The 17,852-nt window shown below is 37.0% G+C and carries 14 protein-coding genes; 2 read left to right on the top strand and 12 right to left on the bottom strand.

Features of this window, described 5'->3' with window-relative positions; translation table 11 throughout:
* Positions 1-188: 188 nt before the first annotated feature.
* The 3 genes from MKY09_RS14565 to MKY09_RS14575 all read right to left on the bottom strand — a co-directional run bounded on the left by MKY09_RS14565 (position 189) and on the right by MKY09_RS14575 (position 5,530).
* Positions 189-584 (bottom strand): hypothetical protein, encoded by a 396-nt coding sequence (locus MKY09_RS14565; RefSeq protein WP_342566990.1) that lies wholly within the window; start codon positions 582-584, stop codon positions 189-191.
* Positions 585-673: 89 nt separating this feature from the next.
* A complete protein-coding gene (locus tag MKY09_RS14570) occupies positions 674-3,184 on the bottom strand; it encodes a phosphodiester glycosidase family protein (RefSeq protein ID WP_298467071.1) in 2,511 nt (836 codons plus the stop codon).
* 15 nt (positions 3,185-3,199) lie between these two features.
* Positions 3,200-5,530: a hypothetical protein gene (locus tag MKY09_RS14575; RefSeq protein ID WP_342566991.1), complete on the bottom strand. Its 2,331-nt coding sequence runs from the start codon at positions 5,528-5,530 to the stop codon at positions 3,200-3,202.
* Positions 5,531-5,689: 159 nt separating this feature from the next.
* Here MKY09_RS14575 and secA point away from each other — a divergent pair, with 159 nt between their 5' ends.
* Entirely contained in the window at positions 5,690-8,050 is a 2,361-nt protein-coding gene (secA, locus tag MKY09_RS14580; RefSeq protein ID WP_342566992.1) for a preprotein translocase subunit SecA, read from the top strand.
* 220 nt (positions 8,051-8,270) lie between these two features.
* Here secA and MKY09_RS14585 read toward each other — a convergent pair whose 3' ends face one another.
* Positions 8,271-10,004, bottom strand: a complete 1,734-nt coding sequence (locus MKY09_RS14585) for a cache domain-containing protein (RefSeq protein ID WP_342566993.1) — start codon at positions 10,002-10,004, stop codon at positions 8,271-8,273.
* 421 nt (positions 10,005-10,425) lie between these two features.
* On the opposite strand from MKY09_RS14585, the gene MKY09_RS14590 reads away from it, so the two are divergent.
* Positions 10,426-10,551, top strand: a complete 126-nt coding sequence (locus MKY09_RS14590) for a hypothetical protein (protein WP_285841610.1) — start codon at positions 10,426-10,428, stop codon at positions 10,549-10,551.
* Positions 10,552-10,678: 127 nt separating this feature from the next.
* Here the strand turns inward: MKY09_RS14590 and MKY09_RS14595 are convergent, their stop codons facing one another.
* From MKY09_RS14595 to MKY09_RS14630, 8 genes are all read right to left on the bottom strand, one after another.
* Positions 10,679-11,542: a biotin-dependent carboxyltransferase family protein gene (locus tag MKY09_RS14595; RefSeq protein WP_342566994.1), complete on the bottom strand. Its 864-nt coding sequence runs from the start codon at positions 11,540-11,542 to the stop codon at positions 10,679-10,681.
* Positions 11,539-12,303 (bottom strand): 5-oxoprolinase subunit PxpA, encoded by a 765-nt coding sequence (locus MKY09_RS14600; protein ID WP_340886071.1) that lies wholly within the window; start codon positions 12,301-12,303, stop codon positions 11,539-11,541. The genes MKY09_RS14595 and MKY09_RS14600 overlap by 4 nt, the downstream gene beginning before the upstream one ends.
* Positions 12,303-13,046 carry a 5-oxoprolinase subunit PxpB gene (gene pxpB / locus MKY09_RS14605; protein WP_342566995.1) on the bottom strand — a complete coding sequence of 248 codons (744 nt, stop codon included), beginning with the start codon at positions 13,044-13,046 and terminating at the stop codon, positions 12,303-12,305. Before pxpB ends, MKY09_RS14600 begins: the two co-directional genes overlap by 1 nt.
* Complete coding sequence (gene pcp, locus MKY09_RS14610) at positions 13,036-13,650, bottom strand: pyroglutamyl-peptidase I (RefSeq protein ID WP_340884853.1); 615 nt, start codon at positions 13,648-13,650, stop codon at positions 13,036-13,038. The genes pxpB and pcp overlap by 11 nt, the downstream gene beginning before the upstream one ends.
* A gap of 120 nt (positions 13,651-13,770) precedes the next feature.
* On the bottom strand, positions 13,771-14,838 hold the full coding sequence (locus MKY09_RS14615) for a hypothetical protein (RefSeq protein ID WP_251552735.1): 1,068 nt from the start codon (positions 14,836-14,838) through the stop codon (positions 13,771-13,773).
* Positions 14,839-14,868: 30 nt separating this feature from the next.
* Positions 14,869-16,032, bottom strand: coding sequence for an aminotransferase class I/II-fold pyridoxal phosphate-dependent enzyme (locus MKY09_RS14620; RefSeq protein ID WP_169358780.1), 1,164 nt, complete (start codon positions 16,030-16,032; stop codon positions 14,869-14,871).
* A gap of 21 nt (positions 16,033-16,053) precedes the next feature.
* Positions 16,054-17,343 carry a TRAP transporter large permease gene (locus MKY09_RS14625; protein WP_340884860.1) on the bottom strand — a complete coding sequence of 430 codons (1,290 nt, stop codon included), beginning with the start codon at positions 17,341-17,343 and terminating at the stop codon, positions 16,054-16,056.
* On the bottom strand, positions 17,340-17,834 hold the full coding sequence (locus tag MKY09_RS14630) for a TRAP transporter small permease (protein ID WP_251552732.1): 495 nt from the start codon (positions 17,832-17,834) through the stop codon (positions 17,340-17,342). The genes MKY09_RS14625 and MKY09_RS14630 overlap by 4 nt, the downstream gene beginning before the upstream one ends.
* Positions 17,835-17,852: the final 18 nt, after the last annotated feature.

Raw genomic sequence — 17,852 nt, forward strand, 5'->3', positions numbered from 1 at the left:
AGCCGCTAGGTTCTACAAAATAGACGAACTAACGACATGAAAGTTTCTTCAATTAATGATTATACTATAAAACTAGCTTAGTAACCAAATTTAATATAAAGAAAGAAAAGACTGACTTTTCGCTTTAGTATGAGCAAAAATCAGTCCTTTCTATTCTTGTAAAAAGCTTTATTTTTTCTAGTACTATATTAGGAGAACTCAGGCCAGTTGACTTGTAAACTGTCTCCCTCAATCTTTTCTAAAGTACGGTACTTAAAGGGAAGCATTTCTTGCATTTCTGGTTCCTCTAACAAGATCTCTAAAGGTAATAGGCTAAAGCTATCTTCTTCCTCTTGAATCATATAAGCCCCTACTACCTTACCATTTTCCTTCATGTTAATTCGCATAAAAGCCGGAAAATATAAGTTATTATTTGATTGAATAATAGAGGATGCAAGCACTATATCTTTACCGTCTTGAACTATGGAATCCTGTTCAATTTTCTCAAAAACCTTTGCTGCCCAAGCCTGTCTTTTATAGAATCCTACTATTTTCTGAGCATTTCCTACTAGATTGTTTTCTTTCTCTTTTTCTTCCGAAGCCATGTATTTCCCTCCAAAGTTTACCAAAATCCATACTTATTACGTTATCATACATTAAATCGCTTCGCAACACCTACTACTATATACTCATTTTAGTCTTTATAAATAGCTTGAATGTCATCAATGATGATTTCACCATTTGCTTTTTTAGCATTTTCTGTTTGCATATAACGGACAGGAAGATCCATTTTCAATGGATAAGAAAGTCCAGCAGGAACATTCGCTGTAACAAATCTCCAATCGGTCCAAGTTACATTTTTATCAAAGTCCAATTGAACCGTTTTACCAGTAGCATCAACTACTTGAGATCTTAACCAGTTACCTTTACCGTCACCTTTAACCCACATTCCTATTTTCTTTAACGGTGTGCTAATTGTAAGGTTCGTTTTAGCATTAATATAAGCTCCTGAAGTACCAGTCGTGTCTTTAAAATCATAGGTTAACTTGATAGCCTTTGACCCATCTCTATCATTAGCAACGGACGTCACGGAAACACTTTTAGCTTTGTCACTAGTAGCCTCATAGTTAAAGATACCTTTGTTAAATGACTCTAAAATAGTTGGTGCGACCTCACCTACAATGACAGGAATAGTTAAAGACTTATTTCCGTATTTTACATTAATCGTTCCAATTCCATCTTTGTTTGGTGCTGTGTACTTACCATTCGCTTGAACAGTACCTACAGTACTACTAAATGTAAATGCACTAGCATCCGTTAAAACTGCTTGTCCATTTTTAATCCCACTTACGGAAAGCTGAACGGCTTGCCCTTTCGCTAATTGCAAATAATTTTCAGATGCTTTAATACTGTCTATCGTGTTTGTTACTCTCAACTGTATATTAGTAGTCTTACCTTCATAAGTAACCATTCCTGCATAAGTCCCTGGTTTTGCATTGACAACCTGCTTACCATTTACAGTAGACAATATAGTAGAAGTAACTTTTCCATTTCCTGAAATTGCAACTGGGTTCATATACTGGTCAATCCCTTTTACAGGAACTGATAGATTCGTATAGGTCGCCCCTTGAAATACTTCAAGTACGTTAGATGCTGGAGAAATAGTTACCGCAGGACCTGTTTTATACGTACTCACAAAGAGTAGTGAGTTGGCTACCGAGCGCTCGTATCCATCGGAAGGAGTATTGGCTACCGTCACTTTTGTGTTACCAAGCTCTCTTACTACTACCGTAGAGGAACCACCACCATCAAAGGTCATCGCATAGTTAGCTCCAAGATCTTTCATCAGCTTTGCAGTATTTTGTAAGGAAAGCCCCTTACTTTGAGTAGTTCTTCCATCAATTACAGCAGTGAATAGACTACCATCTTTTCGAACTCCAACAGCTGTTCTTGGTGCAACACCTGCTACTTTAATCGTTTGTAGTACTCCGTTTTTTACTAAATGATATCTACCACTTACAGCCTCTCGAACATCATTCCATTCGGCTGGAGTAAATTTAGTAGATATTTCAATTTGGTCACCTACATTAATTCCCTTTAGGAAATCGCTAGCAAAATGATGACCTGACAAAATAATTTCATTCGTATTTAAAGCAGCATTTCCAACACCAGATATCACTTCGGTAACCGTACCAGCAAGTGTTTCACCACCGTTTAGCTTACCTGAGTCGATTTTCACACGTACTTCTGTGCCAAGCTCGTTAGTGCTTGTTGTTGGAGCAAAGTCTCTAGTATAGACAACTAGATGATCTGCTAATCTTTTTCTATTAACCGAATTAATAGGATAGGATGTCCCATTTACAGAAAGGTTCATAGAAACTTGAGGTGCACCAATGATAGCTTTCTTATTAGAAGTAATCCCAAGTACAGCTAAGTCGCTTAACGCAGTTTGCGGTGTAGCTACAATAGATCCATCAATCATCATTAAATCTACTGGCTGACCTGTTTTATCAAAATAATCGCCGTTAACGCCTGCTACGACATGATAAGAATCATTTTGCGGAACACTATTTGCTTGTGAGGAAGTTGTTTCAAACCCAACTACTTGATCCTTCGCAAGCTCTGCCTTCATTTGAATATTGGAAGTTTTTCCATCATAGTCAATGACAAAAAGCTTTTGAGCCCCTAGTGCCCCATCAATGTCTATCAGTTTTTTTCTTACTCCGGGAGCAATTTGAGTAATAGCCTGAGCAGCTACTTTACCAATGGATAGAGTAGGGATAGCTTCTTTTGGAAATAAGTTAGAAGCAGGAGTACCTACAGGGGGGGTAACTGTTGACCCACCCTGAGCATTCTCCAATTCTCGAAGCTTAGCTTTAGACGGTGTTTTATAATCGACATACCCCGCCATTTTAGTAATATACATTCCGCCACCAAGCCCATATTGTCCACCATAAAGATTGTCATAGCGATAGACACGGTATTGCTCTCCTGGTTTTAGAATTCTCTCAAATACTAAACCATCTGATGTTCGTTTCCATAGGTTGATCGGTTTTACTACTTTAATTTTTCCCACTTGACCTGGAACCATTAAAATACCGTCCCAATACACTTTCGTTGCTTGCGCTTCTACTTGACTTGGTTGGAATAGTGAACTCGTGACCACTGCAAAAACGACAACAAGGTATAGCAATTTTCGTTTCATTTAATTAAATCTCCTTCATTTCCCAGCTGATTCAGCTTGTTTTCCACGATTTTTCTCAATCGTGTATCTCCATAGATTACTTCCATCGTAGTAATAGAGGTTACCGTTTAAGTCCTGTTCTAGTCCATAAACTCCTTTATCTTTTAACCATTCAACTTTTAAACTATCTTTTGTTACACGGAACAACTTACCTTCAACACTTCCATAAATGTAACCATCTACACCCTCTAATATTTGTGCATTACGGAATCGACCTGATATTAATGGTAATAACTCAACTGTCTCGATATCAGTCCATTCATCCTTGTATTTAAAGAGCTTTCCATCAGCCATTCCCCACACATAATTCTCTTTATCTACTATTAAACTAGTAATCATACTTGAACTAAATGGTAGGTGAATATATTTTTTTGCCTCTGGATTAAAACGATCAAAATAGAACAGTCTTGCTCCTCTAGGATTTACTTGTTGGTTGGCATGGATCGATGTACCACCGAATACTTGAGTTCCTCTGCTTACTAAAGAAACAATGCTTTGGTTATAAATATAATCCTCATAAATCTCTGTTTTTTTAGTAGAAGTATCATAAAAAACTAATGCCCCTCCACCAACGCTAGTATCAGGTAGAGTACCAAGAATAATCTCTTTTCCTTTATTATAAGGTGCAACTGCTGTAGAACGTTCTTGCCCATGTGAGCTCATTCTAATTACTTCAGCAGGATTTCCAACTCCCCACGGAATCGAACGATCATATACTAATAATCTAGCTAGAGGATAGGCTCCAATATAAAGCTTGTTATTTATCTCAAACATAGACTCCACTTGGCTTATATTACGATATAATTCCTTGTTCCCCGTTGCTACGTTGTATACGCCAAGGCCACCTGACATATAACCATTTGCATAAATATGTTTACCATCTGAGCTAGATGCTAAAGTGTAAAGCTCAACCGGCTGCTCCGGCAAGTTAAAGTTATGATATTGTAACTCTCCTGTTTGTGGATTGTATTCAAAAATTTGACCTAGGTTATCAACCATACCTGATAAAATCCATTCCTTTGGCTCCTCCAAAGTTTCTTCTGAAGGATCATTACCATTAGGATTTTCTTTCAAAGGCGGTACTATTATTGGCGAGGCAGGGTTTGGAACGATAATCTCTGTATTTTTTACACCAGATTCTACTTTAGGTGCAGTAACTGCGCCTGGAACAGTATTTTCACTTTCATCCCCTGTTCCTTCCTCGTTCGGAAGCTTAGGATTCTTTACGATAAAGTCTAGATTAATAGCTTCCGTTCCTTTAGGCAGATAAACACCAAGTTCGGTATGCATCTTTGTCTCGAACTCATATTTAATCAATTGTTGCCCTTTTGTATAGTAAATCCCCTCTCCATTTGGAGAAACTGCTGATACAGTTTTAGAGCTCAATTCAAATTCATCCACTATTTTAAGTGTTTTACGGTCAAAAATAACAGCCATATTTGAAGGATGTAATCTAGCAATAATATAATTATCCGTTAAAACTAAGTCCTGTGCATATTTTTCAGACATGTATTTTGCTGGCAAAAATGAAGTGAAATTTTTTGTGTTCGGCTTTTTTACTAATAAATCCATTGGAGAACCAATAGAAACGTAAATTTCATCTTTATCTTCATCAGCAACGATAGCTTTCACGAATTCTTTTCGTTTTCGAATTTGACCAAATTCCTCTATTTCTTTTGTTTCTGTATCAAATGCTACTAACGAACCACCATAAGCCGAACCTGCATACACTTTATTGCCGGATACGATTAAATCTTGAATAGATGTATCACTCTTATTGGAAAAAATCGCTCCATGCTTTTCAAATACTTCCTCGTTCGGATCATAGCTATAAAGTACGCTCGATACTGATCCACCAACCCATAGCTTCCCATTTTCATCTACATCCAAGCCCCATGCACTTTTCGAATCTTCTAACGTAAACGTATGTAAGATTTCTTTAGACGTATAATCCACGACAACAAGTGCCGCTGGAGAGCCATGCATGATGTAGTAAATAAAATAGTCGCCCTCGTTATTTGCTGCAATTTTAGAGGATACAGCGGAAGCTTTAAAAATCATTGGTCCTAAATTTTCGTAGCCTTCCTCAATTACTTCTTCTACTGGCTTTTCTTCTATTATATCGTCCAGCCATTCCTCCGAGTTATCGACCTCTAGATTTTCTTCGACAACATCTTTAATACCTTCTATTCCTTGTTGCTCTTTTACTTCTACCATTGGCTTTTTGACTATCTCTTCTGCATGAACACTACTCATCGGCGCTGCTAAAACCATAGCAAGCATTGCTGTACTAATTTTTTTCAACATTCTAACCCCTTTCATATCTATACTAACTTTAACATGATATGGAAACTTTTTAAATATAATCATGTAACTAAATTGTAATCATAGCTATTTATATAGTAAATGCTACCACTTATGTTTCATGATATAATAGTATTGGAAATAAAAGATAGGAGATTAGACATGTTACAATCTATTAAAAAAATGATTTCAGGAGAAGTCATAGAGCTAAACCAGCTAAAAAAAATTGTAAATAAAATAAATGCCCTAGAAGATTCATTCACTCAAAAAAATGATGCAGAGCTACAAGCATATACAAATACTTTTCGTGAGAAGCTTAACGAGGGAATATCACCAGAGGAGTTAATTATTGAAGCATTTGCTGTCGTTCGAGAAGCCTCTAAACGTGTGCTTGGAATGAGACATTATGATTCTCAGTTGATGGGAGGGGCTGTTCTAACACAATCTCAAATTGCACAAATGCAAACGGGAGAAGGTAAAACGTTAGTGGCTACCCTACCAGCTTACGTGATGGCTGCTTACGGAAAAGGAACACATATCATTACCGCGAACGAATACTTGGCTACTCGAGATTATGAACAAATGAAGCCCCTTTTTGAATTTCTTGGTCTTTCCGTTGGACTTAATGTAGCTGGACTGGAAAAAGAGGAAAAGCAAGCTGCTTACCTTTGTGATATTACATACGGAACAGGGACAGAGTTTGGTTTCGACTATTTAAGAGACCATATGATCCAACGAGAAGATGAGCTCGTACAAAGACCGCTTTTCTACGCATTAATCGATGAAGTAGATAGCATTTTAATAGACGAAGCAAGGACACCTTTAATCATTGCAGGTAAGTCTAACGCAAGCTTAAATCTCTTCCCTGTGATGCAGATGGTAGTAGAATCGTTTGAGGATAAAAGAGAATACGATTATTACCCAGAAACAAAACAAATTGTATTGTTAGATGAAGGTGCAGATCGTCTAGAAGAGGCCTTTGGAATCGATAATGTATATGATCGCGAACATAGAGAGTTTCTTCATATAGCAATGCAGACGCTTCGCGCAAAAGTAGTTATGAGAAAAGATGTCGACTATATTGTGAAGGACGATAAAATACAAATCGTTGATCAGTATACAGGACGTATAATGGAAGGCAGAACATATAGCGATGGCCTTCATCAAGCAATAGAGGCTAAAGAGAAGGTTTCGATCAAAGAAGAGAACAATACACAGGCATCTGTTACCATTCAACATTATTTCCGTTTGTATAGTCATATCTCTGGAATGACTGGCAGTGCTATGCCTTCACGCGATGAATTTTGGGAGACTTATAATTTAAGAGTCACAGAGATTCCTACGAACAAACCAAACAAGCGAATTGATATGGAGACTGTTGTCTATTTATCTTCTGAAGATAAAATGAAGAAAATTGTTGCTGAAACTAAAAAGCACCACGAAGTTGGGCGTCCTGTTTTAATTGGGACAACCTCTATAGAGCAATCAGAGAAGCTATCCAATTTCTTTAAAGAGGAAGGCTTGAAACACAATATTTTAAATGCTAAAACAGAGGAAGATGAAGCAGAGCTTATTTCTAATGCAGGTCAAATGCATAAAATTATGCTAGCTACTAATATGGCAGGCCGAGGAACGGATATCCTTTTAGGCGAAGGTGTAGCAGAGCTTGGTGGTTTGCATATTATCGGGACCGAGCTTCACAGTAGTGCTCGTATTGATATGCAATTACGGGGACGTAGTGGTCGCCAAGGTGACCCAGGCAGCACACAGTTTATCGTCTCCTTAGACGATGAACTATTCTACTACTATGATGAAGAAGAATTCGCTAAGTATAAAAAGAAAGTAAAAACAGATGAGAGTGGTTTAATAATTTCCCCTAACCCAACTAAATTTGTTTACAATGTACAAAAGGTTATTGAAGGAATGCATTTCTCAAGTAGATCACACTTATTAAAATTAGATGATGTAAACAATGATCAACAAAAAGTGATTTATAATTATCGTGAAAAAGCATTGAAACTGGAAAACATGCAATCACTCATTCAAATTGCTATACAGGAACGCTTAAATTACTTCTTAAAGGATATGTTAGAAATGGATGCTGCGGGAGAAGCTGCTTTGCACCAGGAAGTGATTGATGAAATTAAAATAATCGGCACGCTTACTACCACGGAGCCAATCGATTACTCTAACTTCACTGCGGAAAGTAAGGAACAATTACAAAAGGAACTAAATGTTGTTTACCGAATGGCACTAGATGAACTAGAGAATGATGTAGATGAAGATACTTGGAAGGACATCCAAAGCATTTACATTGAAACGCTAGATAGATACTGGATTTCTCATTTAGGAAACTTACACCACTTGAGAGAAGGTATTTCCGTTCGCGGCTACGGACAAGAAGATCCTTATAGACTATATTCATTTGATGCATTAGACATGTTCAATAACATGCTTAACGCCTTTTTCCGAGATATCAGCCGCTACTTTCTACAGGTTAATAGCTCTAAAGCGGAAGAATAATAAAGACAGATTTCAACTAAAGACTGCAGCTATTGCTCAGGTTATTTCCCCTGAGCTTGCTGCAGTTTTTTTATTGTTCTTTTATCCCATCATTTACCTAGTAATAAAACTAGAAAAAGATAAAGGTGTTATTCCCGCTTTCTTACGATAAAAAACAAGGGTAACAGGTACTGTTATCCTTGTTTATTTTGAATAAATACTATTCGAACACATTTATCTCTTATTTGAACCTCGATACCAAGTCATGCATGTTTTCAGCTTCCTGTTGAAGTTGAAGGGCTGAATTCATAATAGAATTAATAGCATTGTTCTGCTCTTCAATTGAGGCATTCATTTGCTCTGTTGCTGCTGCAGACTCCTCTGCAACGGCTGCAATATTAGATATCGCCCCTACAACCACTTCTCTATTAGAATACATGATATTCATCTCTTCATTTAAATAAATAAGTTCTTCTTTTATTTGTTGAATGGATTTAGTCAACTCCATGAATGATTGTTTAGTATATTCAACTGAATCCATTTGTTCATTTGAAATCGATTGAGTTTCCGTCATTTGAATTTCTGCTAAACGTGTGTCCTGCTCAATTTGCTTTAAAAGATTACGTACACTATCTGTAGCTACCTGAGTACCTTCTGATAGCTTCCTTACCTCCTCTGCTACTACCGCAAATCCTTTTCCATGCTCTCCTGCCCTTGCAGCTTCGATACTTGCATTTAAAGCAAGTAAATTGGTTTGGGCAGATATATCATTAATGGTCTGAACAATTTGAGATATCTGTCCCATTCGATTAGTAAGTTGAGTAAAAGTAGCCTGTAGGACATCCATCACTGCTTGCAATCTATCAGTATTTGTAGTTAAGGTATTTATGTTAGATAAACCATTTTCTTGTACGCTTGTCATTTGACTAACCCCTACAATAATTTCATTATATTGCTTAAGTGTTTTCTCAATAACTGTAGACAAATCATTTACTTTATCAGAAGCTACCTCTGCTTCCTCTGCTTGTATAACTGCACCTTTAGAGATTTCTGTAATAACATGTGAAATTTCATCAGCAGCTGCCGTAGTTTCTTCTATTACAGCACTCAGCACCTCGGAGGAGCCTCTCATATGGTCTGAAGATACTTTTGTTTGACTCACCATTTCCTCTAAACTATTCTTCATAGTATTCACATTTAATGCAAGCTGACCTAACTCATCCCTTGTTTCTATTGGTATCTCATTTCCACTAAGCTTTCCATCTGCTATATCCGAGGTTAAAACCATAATCTTCTTTAAATAAGTTGTCATTTTTCTAGCAAAGTACCAAAACAGTACTAATCCTAACAGGAGCGCTATTAAAATCGTCACAATGGTTGTAAATAACATAGTATGTGCGCCTTTATTAAAGTCCCTTTCGTATGTAGCTGCTACAATTATCCACCCCCAATTGGGATCCTCTATACTATATGCAATTTTTGGTTCCACTTGAGCTTCGTCACTAGGAAGTGGCCAGTTATAAGACACGTACCCCCCACCATTTAATGCTTTTTCTATACTATCTCTTATAAAATACTGACCATCCTCCGACTGATTATCATATAAGTTTTCCCCTTCTAGACTAGGGTGTACTAATAAGTTGCCTTTATCATCCATAACATAATAATAGAAATTCTTCCCGTAGGATGCCGGATTAGTGATTGAACGTTTATTGTCCTCCTTTAAAGGACCGATAATTTTATCTGCAACTCGTGCTTTTGCTTCTTCCATTGTTATAACGCCTTTTTCTACCTCTTTATTCAATTCATCAATTAAATCCAATATTGCATAGGTACCATTTTGAATCCCCATTTTCCCTAATTCATCTAATTCTTTTTTAGCTAACAAATAATTATTTAGGCCTAGTATTGATAAAGGTAGTAATATAACGATTAAAGCCAGAACTAAAAGTTTACTTTTTAAAGAACCACGCATATAAATAACACTCCCTTTTTGATTAATTATACCTACAATATTTGTACAAAAATGTGATAATTATCACATTTAAGCATATAAATATCATTAATAATTTATAAAATAATAAAAAGGGAATGAACAAAGTCTTATTTCGTAGACTTTGTAGGTGGAGTAAATGTTGTAAAAGAAACGACCTTTGAAGTGTTTGGCTATACCTTTCTTGAGGAAAAAATTAGATTACAGGGACAGCAGGCGCTAGATTATGTAAGAATGCGCAAAGATGATCCACTAGGAGATTTTGGAAGACAACATCGTCAAAAACAAGTAATTCAATCTCTACTTAAAAAGGGGGCAAACTTCAATCTACTCCTGAGGAAAAGGAACGGAACTACTTCTAATTATTGAAGAAAACCTACAAACAAATATGACCTTCGAGCAGATGCTAAATATACAAAAAGATTATAAAAAAAGTATAAATACGATTGAAACTCTGACCTTTGAAGAAGGTGCTGGAGAATTAAAGGATGGAATTTGGTATTATATGATGAACGAGAATGAATTTTAAAAAATTTCCGAGGAAATAAAGCTACATTTAGAAAAGCATTAAAAATTCTATAAACAACATATATGCATGCTCAAAAAGGATTGTCATAAAACACACAACTGCTAGGTGTATTTTATGACAATCCTTATCACTCTCTCCATTGAAAACGAATCTTTCCACCACTCCTCAATTGGGAGATCTTCCATAAATCTTCGTCTACTATTTTCCCCATGGTAGCATATCCACCAACCGTATGTGCATCTGCCATTAAAACAACCGGCTGACCATTATTAGTAATTTGAATAGTACCAAACTGGGTTGCCTCCGATAGAATATCGCCCTTAGAGACGAACTTTAGCTCAGGGCCATCTAAATAATATCCCATCCGATTCCCAGCCTTATATGTATAAATCGAATTAAAAAAAGTATCAATACTGCTCGTTTCAAATAAAGCCAAATGTGGACTTCCCCAAACATTAACAGTTACATCATTTTCATAAGTAGGAATAAGAGACGGTATTAATCGAGAGCGTTTGTTTGTATACGAAGTATCCCTCCCATATAAAATCATGTTTGGCTTCAGTACATATCCAATATCTGCTCTTGGATATGCTGAACTACTGTTCATCACCTCGTCCGCACAAAATCCTCCTTGTGGAATTATGTAAGCAATACTTCCTTTACTCGGACTATTAAAGGATAGGATTTGACCTTTGATGACTAGAAATGATGTCCATAGCTCCACGGGGTTTCTTCCATCTAGCGTAGCTTCCAGATTCGCCCCACTGATAACTAATTTATGAGTATCTAAAACTTCCAGTGATAAGCCACCTAAAAATAGTTCTAATGCTAAGGAGTTTGGAGAGTTGGATACAATTTTATTCCCCATTTGAAAAGCATATTTATCCATCGGTCCAGCAACAGGCATCCCAAATTTCCGATACCCTGGTCTGCCTAAATCCTGATAGGATGCGTAAACCCCCTCTTTTATAACTTTAAAAAGCGCCTTCATATTCCCAACTCCAAAGGTGCAATCCTCACATTGTTTTCCTCTAGGACTTTTCTAACTTTCCTAACGACTGCCGAGACATTTTTGCCATCGCCATGAAAGCACAAGGTATTAGCATGGATTCTTATACTATCCCCAGACTTGGTCTTTACTTGTCGATCTTTTACGATTCGTAAAACCTGCGTAACGATATCTTCATCAGTAGTCAAAATAGCATTTGGCTCTGTTCGGTTAACTAGCTGCCCATCCTCATCATAAAGGCGATCGGCAAAAGCCTCCTGTGCAGTTTGAAGACCTATCATTTTTCCCGCATCTATTAGTTCACTGTTGCATAACCCATATAAAATCAAGTCTGGTTCCATATCAAACGTCGCCTGCGCAATTGCTTTAGCAACAGAGGAATCTTTTGCAGCCATATTGTAAAGAGCACCATGTGGCTTTACATGCCTAAGTCGTACATGATGAAGCTGACAGAAAGCCTTTAAGGCCCCAACTTGATAGATAACCATCTCATAGATTTCTTCGGGTGACATTATCATATTCCTACGTCCAAATCCTTGCAGGTCTGGAAAACCTGGGTGAGCACCAATGGATAAATTATTTTTCTTAGCTTCCTTTACTGTTCGGTTCATTACCGAAAAATCTCCCGCGTGGAATCCACAAGCAATATTAGCTGAAGTAATCACTTTAAATAATTCCTGGTCTTCCCCTACGCTAAAGGCTCCAAAGCTTTCCCCTACATCCGCATTTATATCAATTGTTATCATTTAGACAACTCCTCTACAAAACGTTTCATAGCAAGAGAATCTTGTTTTAACTCACTAGCTATCTCTTCATATTCATGTATTGAAATGGGAAAAAATCTAATTAAATCTCTTGCTCTTAATAGAAAATGGTCATTTCTAAAAGCCGAATAGAGCTCCAAAGGTGTTCTTCCAATAATGTTCCATCCTCCTGGTGATTCTAAGGGATAAATGCCTGTTTGATTTCCTCCAATTCCAACAGAGCCTTTTGGTACTATACTTCTAGGCTTGTCTAGGCGAGAAATGCAAAGGCTTTTATGTAACTCTCCTAAATAAGGAAAACCGGGTAAAAATCCAATCATATATACGGTATATAATGGTTGTGTGTGAAGCTGAATAATCTGTTTGGAAGAAAGACCATTTAAAGAAGCTATTCTATCCATATCTAACGAATACGGCTCCTCGTAACAAACGGGAATATGTACTAATCTAGTTGGCATTTTTTCTAAAGCTAAATTTTTATGCTGCCATTGGAATAAGAATCCCTTAATATCGACTTTGTCTAATGCCGACGAATCAATAAAAAACACCGTAATTGTATGATAGCTTGGCACCACTTCCTCTATAAGATGATTCCATTCTAATGAAACCATTTCAGCAAAGAAATGTACTTGTCTCCATACTTCTTGACTTATAGTCTCTTTAAAACTAAAACGTAAAGTCCTCTCCCCTGTTCTAAAAAAAGTTGGCATTTCAATTGTCATGATGTTCTAACGCACCAATACAAGTGATAATACTATTTTTCAAGTCCTCATGAGACCAGCTCGGAATTTTCCCATGTGCAATCGCTAGTTCATGAGATGCCGGAATATGGATGAACCCCGAAATCAGTTTATTATTGGACTTCTGTGCATAATGTAGTGCTTCATACATGACATTATTACAAAGGTAGGTTCCTGCTGTATTAGAAATTTCAGCAGGAAAACCATTTTGGATTAGCTTTTCCACCATTTTTCGAATTGGCAACGTAGAGAAATAACCCGGTTCTCCGTTTGCCTGGATCACTTCATCAACGGGCCTATTTCCTTTGTTGTCTACATCCCCATCTTGTACATTGATAGCAACTCTCTCAGGAGTAATTTTATACCTGCCAGCTGCTAAGCCTAAAGATATGTGTACGTCTGGCTTTTCTGCTTCCAGTAATTGAAGTAGCTCCTTACCAGAGGCACGAAAATCTACCGGTAGGATCTTACCAACAATCCTATGACCATTAATCTCTAAACCATTTAACTGTTCCACAATTTTCATAGTTGGATTGACAGTAAGCTGTAAAAACGGTTCAAATCCTGTTAATAACAATGTTTTCATTCTACTCCTCCTATTGACTCTATTAATTTAATTGAATTTTCATATCATTTAGTTTAACATTCTTGGAGCAAAAAATAACAACCAACAAGTTTTCTCTCGTTGGTTGTTTGAAGAAAATAGTTAGTAAGGAGTAAAAATATCGACAATTTTCCATTCCTTATTTTCTTTTTTCAATAGATATACATTTAAAATAGATTCCTTCTTATTTCCTGTAGTAGCAAGGTCCTCAACTTCCACATAGGCATAGCCACTAATGATGGAGTAGACATAAACGTTTACCAGTTCGAACTTTGTATCATTTTCATTGAAGGAAGTTTGAATATCCTCTTTTAAAAATTCATAGTCAGGAAAATCCTTACCGTATAACGAGAAAACTCCCGTTACATCTTTTTTATTGATCAGTTGGTTCATTTGACCAAAATAAATGTTGAAGTCTTTTTCTTGTGCAACAAAATTTATGTCCTTTCGCATGACCTTGCTGTATTCTTCAAATAGTCGATAATACATCGTATCATCTTTTATGGATTCTAAAGTTAAAAACAATTCGTTTAGAATGGAGTCTTGCTTGGTTTTCTTTTGGATAGCCTGGTCCAGCTTAGTTATTAAGCCTTTCGCTAGCTTTGCAGATTTTACATTAAGTAGCATCTGTTCGGCAGGACTCTTATATTGAGTAATAAAAGCGTCGCGTGTTGACTTACCATAAACTCTATATAAAAGCTTTCCTTGCTTTCTAATTTCCTCGGATAAAGCATGATAAGCAGTTTCCGTAAGCTTAGAGCTTGGATCCTTTCTATACTCTTGTTGAAGAGTGTTAGCCAGCTTTTGAATTTTATTGCCAGACGTAATAGCATCCACATATCCCATGGAGCGTTTATAATGAATCCCGGCTGTTTCCTCTAATTTTTTTTCTAATTCTGCCCTTTTAGCTGGATCACTTATCGAGGAAATCTCTTTTTGTGCCGTTAGATAAGCAGATTTAGTCGAATTGAATACCTTCATATCTGGAGTTTTAATAGACTGGGTATGTTCAATAGAAATTTGCCATTTTAAAGCCGTTGCTTCTTTCTCCGCTCTCTGAACTAGTGCTTCCGCTTTTGTTAATGACGCTGCCTGTACATTCGCTACGGGAGCGAGTATAACACTACTAAAAATTCCAAGTGCAAGTGAATACGTAATTACTTTTTTCATTGTATTCTCCATTTCGTCATGTAATAGAATTCATTGGGACTGAATTTTTTCTATAAAACGTTCTAAACGATTTAAACCCTCTTCTAATACGGCCATGGAATAAGCATAGGAAATTCGAATATAGCCCTCTCCATAAGGTGTAAAGGTACTGCCAGGAACTACTGCTACTCCACCTTCATGTAGTAGCTTCGTTGCAAAATCAAAAGACTTCATACCTAAACGTTCTATGGAAGGAAAAATATAAAATGCACCATTCGGCTTAATGACAGGAAGACCCATCTTTAACAAGCGATCATATACATAGTCACGTCTTGTTACATACTCAATATTCATTGCGCTTGGGATGTCCTTGGAATTGGTTAATGCCTCTAGTGCACCGTACTGTGATGGCAAAGAAGCACAAATAGAATTGTAAAGATGTACTTTTAACACATGCTCCATAATTTTCTCAGGACCTAATATGAATCCAATCCTCCAGCCAGTCATCGAATGCGACTTAGAAACCCCATGGATATAAAATAATTTGTCTCGCAGCTCCGGATAGGAAGCAAACGAAACATGCTCTCCTAAAAATGTATTCTCACTATAAATTTCATCGGAGACAATATAAACCTCTTTATCCTTTAACATTTCCACTAGCTGATCCATTACCTGCTTTTCAATAACCATGCCAGTAGGGTTTGAAGGATTATTAAACAAAATAGCCTTCGTTTTATCTGTAATAAGCTTCTCTAATTCATCTGCTGAAGGCTGTAGACCAGTATTAGTTGTATCTAAATAAACGATCTTAGCGCCACAAAATTTAATAACAGGTTCATAGCCTGAGTATATCGGAGCCGGCAATATAACCTCGTCGCCTTCTTCTAAAATAGTTCGAAAAACTGTATCGATAGCTTCACTCGCACCGTTTGTGATGACAATTTCTTTAGTTGGGTTGTAGGAAAAACCATATTTATCTGTAAAAAAATTATTAACAGCTTCTCTTAACTCTATTAACCCAGCATTGTGAGAATAACCAGTTAAATCATTTTGAATAGCGTGTATTCCCGCATCCTTCACTGCCTGCGGAGTAGGGAAATCTGGTTGTCCTATTGTTAGATTAACTGCATTTGGGAAATTAACGAGCTGATTCGAGAACTGACGAATACCAGGTTGTTCAAGTGCTATCGCACGTGGGTTAAGTTGTAAAGACATATAATTATCCTTCTTTCACAATTATTTATTGCTTAGAATACTTGGAAGCCATAAAGATAAACTCGGTAAGAATGTGATGAGGATTAAGCAAACAATCATGCTGAACAAAAATGGGATAATGGCCATTATGATTCTTTCAAACTTCACATTACCAACACTAGAAGCTACAAATAGGTTTACTCCAAGAGGTGGTGTGATAAAACCAATAGCTAAGTTAGTAACTAATATTACCCCAAAATGAATGGGATCGACACCGACTGCAATAACAATCGGCAAAAGAATCGGTGTTAGAATGACTAACGCAGATATTGTATCGATAAACATTCCTACTATTAATAGTATGACATTAATAGCTAGTAAAATGACAATTGGATTGGTAGATAATTCAGTCAAGAAAGAAGAAATATCATTGGGCACCTGTTCTAAAGTCATGAAATATGCAAAAGAAACGGAAAGACCGATAATAATCATCGTAGTAGCATTAATAACAACCGCTTCGCGGAAGCATTCAAATACGGATTTCCATGTAAGCTCCTTATAAACAAACAAGCCGATAATTAAAGCATAGACCACTGCTACGACAGCAGCTTCCGTTGGCGAAAAGAAGCCTCCATAAATCCCACCCAAAATAATAACTGGGATAAGCAATGCCCACTTGGCATCGTATATAGCTTTTAACACATCCTTAAATGAAAAGCGGGCAGTTCCCTCGGACTTATAGCCTCGTTTTTTAGCAATAAAATACGCGGTGATCATCAGACCAATACCAATGATAATACCTGGTAATATCCCTGCTAGGAACATGCTTCCTACAGATACGCTTCCTATTACCCCATACAACACAAATGGAATACTAGGTGGAATAATTACGCCTATAGATCCTGCTGAAGCGGATACAGCCGCTGCATATCCTCCGTCATACTTTTTGTTTTTCATTTCTGGAATCATAAAACCGCCAATTGCAGCTACAGTTGCAGGTCCTGATCCCGAAATAGCCGCAAAAAACATGGATGCTACTATGGTTACTAGAGACAATCCCCCTACTATCCAACCTACTAAAGCAGTAGCTACGTCCAGCAATCTTTTAGAAACTCCGCCTTTACTCATTAGTACTCCAGCCAGCATAAAGAAAGGAATTGCTAATAGCGGGAATGAATCCAAGGATGTAAATGCTTTTTGGGCTATAATACCCAGTGGAAGATTAGAACCAAAATAAATGGCAACTAGTGCGGAAACACCTAAAGAGATAGCAATAGGAACTCCAATTAAAAGGCAAATAAACAGTGTACCGAACAAAAGAGCTACTGTCATAGCATAATCTCCTCTTCCTTAGGTTTTTCGTAATTGCCACGTATCACTTCTTTTACTTGAATGACTAACCGAATAGCCATCCCAATCCCACCAAGTGGTATAGCTAAATACGGAATCCAAATTGGTATTTGCATAGCTGGAGCCAGTTGTCCATGATTAATACTACTTAAAACAAGCTCTGTACCAAACACAGCTAAAAACAGTGCCATTACAAACCAAATTACTATGGATAAAATCTCAAGCACCTGACGAAACACCCCGTGGAAGCGGGTGATAAATGCTTCCACGCGAATGTGCTGTCTTAATTTAACTGCATAGCTTGCCCCAATCCATACTTGGAAAATATGAATATATCTCGCCATTTCCTCTGTCCAGCTTGGTGCAGAGGAAAAAACATATCTGCCTATTACTTGACCAAAAATAAGTGCAACCATTAAACCAAGGGAAAGTACTAGCAATATCTCTTCGAACCTTGCAAATTTCTTTAGCATATACGTTTCACCCCTGCT

Origin of the sequence: Psychrobacillus sp. FSL K6-4046, from assembly GCF_038624605.1 — a bacterium.
Lineage (GTDB): Bacteria > Bacillota > Bacilli > Bacillales_A > Planococcaceae > Psychrobacillus.

Bases quoted from the DNA above. Each gene is read 5' to 3' on its own strand.
- MKY09_RS14585 (WP_342566993.1), bottom strand. From the start codon at position 10,004: ATGCGTGGTTCTTTAAAAAGTAAACTTTTAGTTCTGGCTTTAATCGTT.
- MKY09_RS14625 (WP_340884860.1), bottom strand. From the start codon at position 17,343: ATGACAGTAGCTCTTTTGTTCGGTACACTGTTTATTTGCCTTTTAATT.
- pcp (WP_340884853.1), bottom strand. From the start codon at position 13,650: ATGAAAACATTGTTATTAACAGGATTTGAACCGTTTTTACAGCTTACT.
- MKY09_RS14620 (WP_169358780.1), bottom strand. From the start codon at position 16,032: ATGTCTTTACAACTTAACCCACGTGCGATAGCACTTGAACAACCTGGT.
- MKY09_RS14575 (WP_342566991.1), bottom strand. From the start codon at position 5,530: ATGTTGAAAAAAATTAGTACAGCAATGCTTGCTATGGTTTTAGCAGCG.
- pxpB (WP_342566995.1), bottom strand. From the start codon at position 13,046: ATGACAATTGAAATGCCAACTTTTTTTAGAACAGGGGAGAGGACTTTA.
- secA (WP_342566992.1), top strand. From the start codon at position 5,690: ATGTTACAATCTATTAAAAAAATGATTTCAGGAGAAGTCATAGAGCTA.
- MKY09_RS14570 (WP_298467071.1), bottom strand. From the start codon at position 3,184: ATGAAACGAAAATTGCTATACCTTGTTGTCGTTTTTGCAGTGGTCACG.
- MKY09_RS14565 (WP_342566990.1), bottom strand. From the start codon at position 584: ATGGCTTCGGAAGAAAAAGAGAAAGAAAACAATCTAGTAGGAAATGCT.
- MKY09_RS14595 (WP_342566994.1), bottom strand. From the start codon at position 11,542: ATGAAGGCGCTTTTTAAAGTTATAAAAGAGGGGGTTTACGCATCCTAT.
- MKY09_RS14615 (WP_251552735.1), bottom strand. From the start codon at position 14,838: ATGAAAAAAGTAATTACGTATTCACTTGCACTTGGAATTTTTAGTAGT.
- MKY09_RS14590 (WP_285841610.1), top strand. From the start codon at position 10,426: ATGCTAAATATACAAAAAGATTATAAAAAAAGTATAAATACGATTGAA.
- MKY09_RS14630 (WP_251552732.1), bottom strand. From the start codon at position 17,834: ATGCTAAAGAAATTTGCAAGGTTCGAAGAGATATTGCTAGTACTTTCC.